This window comes from Acidimicrobiales bacterium (assembly GCA_036270875.1).
GTDB lineage: Bacteria > Actinomycetota > Acidimicrobiia > Acidimicrobiales > AC-9 > AC-9.
Genome location: DATBBR010000068.1, coordinates 1 through 4,007, shown reverse-complemented (window position 1 = coordinate 4,007; position 4,007 = coordinate 1). Strand labels below are relative to the sequence as shown.

Here is a 4,007-nt window from a genome sequence, read left to right as displayed (position 1 = left end):
GACCTCGGCGAGCTCGTCGCAGTGCTCGAGGCAGAAGGCGCGGTACCGTTCGGCGAACTGGTCGTCGAGTGGCGGTTGGTCGCCCCCCGGGACTGGATAGTAGGCGGCGAAGCGATGGTCACGACGACGCGCGACGACACGTTGGACGGAGGCCGCGAACAGCAGCGGCGGCAGACGCTCTGGAGGGATGGCGGCGGCGAGCTCCAACAACCGCGGGTCGTTGGCGAGACAGTCGAAGAGCGATGCCGTCAACCGCCACGTCGGTGACGCACCAGGGCCGGACCATGCGCGGGCGATCTGCGACGCCTCGTCGCGGATGCGCGCGATCACACGCCCGCTCGTCATACCGATTGTCTAGCCCCGCCGGCGGCCAGACCGCCGGCTGTCTATCCTCGGGCTGGTGAAGGCCCTCCTCTATGGCGTTCGTCCCGAGCCGCAGCCGCCGCCCGACGGGGACAATCCGCTGCTCCGGGGCCTGGCCGACACCCCGATGCGACTGGTGGACATGGAAGACCCTTCGTTGCTCGGCCCGGACTGGGTCGTCACCCGCCCTCGGTTGACGGGCATCTGCGGGTCCGACGCCAAGCAGGTCTTCATGGACTGGGGAGAGGACATCGTCGGGGACAACCCGATGAAGGGGTTCTTCTCGCTTCCGCAGGTGCTCGGGCACGAGGTGGTCGCCGACGTCGTCGCCGTCGGGCCCGACGCACGGGGCCTGGATGTGGGTGATCGTGTCGTGCTCAACCCGTGGCTGTCCTGCGCCCCTCGGGGGATCGATCCGGTCTGTCCCGCCTGTGAGGCGGGCGACTACAGCCTGTGCTGGAGCTTCGGCAAGGGTCGGCTTGCTCCCGGCATCCACATCGGCACCTCGAGGGACGCCACCGGCGGCTACGCCGACCTCATGCCCGCCCACGACTCGCAGCTGCACCGCGTCCCCGAGGCGCTGCCGGACGAGGTCGCCGTCCTGGCCGATCCCTTCGCCGTGTCGCTGCATTCGGTGACTCGTCACCCGCCGCCGCCGGGAGGAAAGGCGCTCGTCTACGGCGGGGGCGCGCTCGGAACGACTGCGACGGCCATCCTTCGGGCCCTCCACCCTGATGTCGAGGTGATGGTGGTGACTCGCTTCGAGGGCCAGGCCGAGGGCATCCGCCGGCTGGGCGCGGCAGTCGTCGAGCACGAGCCCCGAGAGGCGGTGATCGAGCAGGTGGCGGCCTGGTCGGGTGGCGTGCTGTGCGAGTCCGACGGTCTTCCTATGGCCTATCCGGGTGGCGTCGACGTCGTGTACGACACGGTTGGCAAGCCGGAGACGTTCGAGGTGGGCGTCCGCCTGCTCAAGGCCAGAGGCACCCTGGTCAAGTCGGGCGTCCACGGCCCCGCCAGATGGGAGTGGACGCCGCTCTACTTCAAGGAGATCTCCTGGGTCGGCTCCAACGCATTCGGCATCGAGGAGGTCGAGGGAACGCGCCAGCACGGGATCCAGCACTACCTCGACCTGTCCAGCGCCGGCCGGGTCGACCTCACCGGAATGCTGACCCACACCTTCCCGCTCGAGGGCTGGCGGGATGCGTTCACGACCATCGCCACTCAGGATCGCACCGCGGCGGTGAAGGTCGCCTTCGACTTCCGAGCGGCGTGAGCGGGGTGGCTCAGATGAGGTCGGCGAGGGCTTCCCATCCTCGCGGGGGTGGGGCCAGCCGCCAGAACTGCTCGGGCACGTTGGCGCCGAGGCGCTCGGACAGAGCGTGGTCGCGTTCGAGCGGCACCACCTGGCTCCGGTAGCAGGCGATCGCCTGACGCTTGCGCCCCATGTCGGGCTCCACGGGCACGACGGCTGGCGTCGGCCACAGCCCCGACCGGAAGAGCTTGGCCACCCGCCATGCCAGCAGCCCAGGAAGGTGCTTGTAGCCGTGGTCCTCGTAGCAGAACCAGGCGAGCTCCGGGTGGCCGTCGCGTACCCTCAGTCCGGCCTCGTGGGCGACCACGTGATCGGGGTTCGCCAGGCCCATGGGCAGGAAGACCGCGGTGGGAGCGAGCCCGAGCAGCACCTCCTCCAGGGCGGGCGCAACCTGCTCGGGCGAAGGCTGCTCGGCGGGGGAGAGGTACTGATGATCGGAGAACGCCATGCGGACCGGTCTGGCCTCGAGCAGCGTCAAGGCGGCGTCGTCTTCTCGGCGTCGAGCGGCGACGACGTCGTCGCCCGCCTGGAACCCGCCGGCGGCGTCCCACGAAGTCGGCTCCGAGGGGTAGGCGGGTGGCCACCCACCGAACACGGTGACGACGGCCGATCCCGCATAGGTCGACAGCAGGTGCGCGGCGCCGAGGACGCCGTCGTCGAAGTGGGGCGACACCACGGCGATCCGGGCCAGCTCGCCCGGTTCGACCAGGCCCCAGGTGGGCTCCTCGAAGGCCACGCCACTCCTTCTGCGGCCGCCCCGGCTCGTCGGGGCAGGTGAGGTCAGCCTACGTCCGCTCCCCGCGGGAGACGGGGCTAGCGTGGTCGGGTCGAACGATGACCGATCCCCGTCCTGTACCTACGGCTGAGGGCCGGCGCGCCGTCGGCCTCGACGACTCGGTCGGGGCCAGCCGCCGGCGGCGCACGGCGCCCCGTCAGGTGGCGTTCTGGCTCGTCGCCTATGTGTTCGCGGCGACCATGCTCGGCACCACGCTGCCGACTCCCCTCTACGTCATCTACCAGAGCCAGTGGCATTTCTCGTCGGGGATCGTCACGATCATCTTCGCGACCTACGCCGCCGGCGTCCTTGCCGCGCTCCTTCTGGCCGGACGATCCTCGGACCAGGTCGGGCGGCGGCGGGTGCTGTTCACCGCCCTCGCCCTGAGCGCCGTGAGCACGGTCGTGTTCATCCTGGCCCCGAGCCTGCCCTGGCTCTTCGTCGGCCGCGTCCTGTCGGGGCTGTCTGCCGGCCTGGTGACGGGGACGGCCACGGCCGCCCTCACCGAGCTGATCGCCTCCTCGTCCTCACGCCGGGCATCGCGCGTGGCCACGGCGGCCAACATGGGAGGGCTCGGGCTCGGTCCGCTCGTCGCCGGGCTTTTCGCCCAGTTCGGTCCCAACCCGACGGTGCTCGTGTTCGAGGTCTACCTGGTCATGCTGGCGGTGGCCGCGGTCGCGCTGGCAGTCGTACCCGAGACGGTGCGCCATCGGCAGCCCCTGACGCTTCGCTTCAGCGGCCTCGGGATCCCGACGATCGGTCGACGAGAGTTCATTGCCGCCGGGGTGGCGGGCTTCGCCGCCTTCTCACTCCTCGGTCTGTTCACCTCGTTGGCCCCGACGTTTCTTGGCGGCATACTGCACGAGCACAGCCGGGCGGTCAGTGGCGCGGTCGTGTTCCTGATCTTCGGGGCTGCGACGGTCACTCAGCTCCTGGTCGCTGGCTTTCCGAGCCGGCCCGTCGTCCTGTCGGGGCTCGGCTTGTTCCTCGTGGGGCTGGCGTTGATCGTGGGCGCACTGTCACAGGCGTCGATGGCCCTGTTCATCGTCGGGACCGTCGTCGGCGGTGTCGCTGTCGGCGCCGTGTTCATCGGGAGCCTGTCGACGGCGAACCGCCTGGCGCCGGCCGAGATCCGAGGGCGGGTCGTGTCCACATACTTCGTGTTCGCGTACGTGGGTCTGACCATCCCGGTGGTTGGTGTCGGCATCGCGTCGGAGCACGTCGGAGACTTTCGCGCCGTGCTCGTCTGCTCGATCGTCCTCGCCGCGCTGAGCGCATTCTCAGCGGTGGGCATCCGCAGGACGGACGTCGACCGACTTCCCGAGGGTCAGAGAGGCTGACGGCGCCTCCCGGCAGTGGGATTCCGTCTGAGCAGGTGGGGCGGCGACGGCCGGGATTATGATCACGAGATGGCCAGCCCGCCATCGAGGACTCCGGTACGCGATCTTGACGCCGTCATAGTCGGTGCCGGCTTCTCGGGGATCTACATGCTCCACCACCTGCGCGACGTGCTCGGGCTGTCTGCCCGGGTCTTCGAGGTGGGAGACGGAGTGGGCG

The 4,007-nt window shown here is 70.0% G+C and carries 4 protein-coding genes; 2 read left to right on the top strand and 2 right to left on the bottom strand.

Translation table 11 applies throughout. The features are described from left to right. The coding region (locus VH112_07880; GenBank protein HEX4540150.1) for a DUF2332 family protein at nt 1–330 on the bottom strand (330 nt) is incomplete at its 3' end. Between the two features lie 70 nt (nt 331–400). On the opposite strand from VH112_07880, the gene VH112_07875 reads away from it, so the two are divergent. Then, nucleotides 401–1,636 (top strand): alcohol dehydrogenase catalytic domain-containing protein, encoded by a 1,236-nt coding sequence (locus tag VH112_07875; protein HEX4540149.1) that lies wholly within the window; start codon nt 401–403, stop codon nt 1,634–1,636. A 10-nt stretch (nt 1,637–1,646) separates the two neighbouring features. On the opposite strand, the gene VH112_07870 is transcribed toward VH112_07875, so the two are convergent. Beyond that, on the bottom strand, nt 1,647–2,411 hold the full coding sequence (locus VH112_07870; GenBank protein ID HEX4540148.1) for a PIG-L family deacetylase: 765 nt from the start codon (nt 2,409–2,411) through the stop codon (nt 1,647–1,649). A 98-nt stretch (nt 2,412–2,509) separates the two neighbouring features. On the opposite strand from VH112_07870, the gene VH112_07865 reads away from it, so the two are divergent. Then, the gene (locus VH112_07865; GenBank protein ID HEX4540147.1) at nt 2,510–3,790 is read left to right on the top strand and encodes an MFS transporter; all 1,281 of its coding nucleotides are present in this window, start codon (nt 2,510–2,512) and stop codon (nt 3,788–3,790) included. Nucleotides 3,791–4,007: the final 217 nt, after the last annotated feature.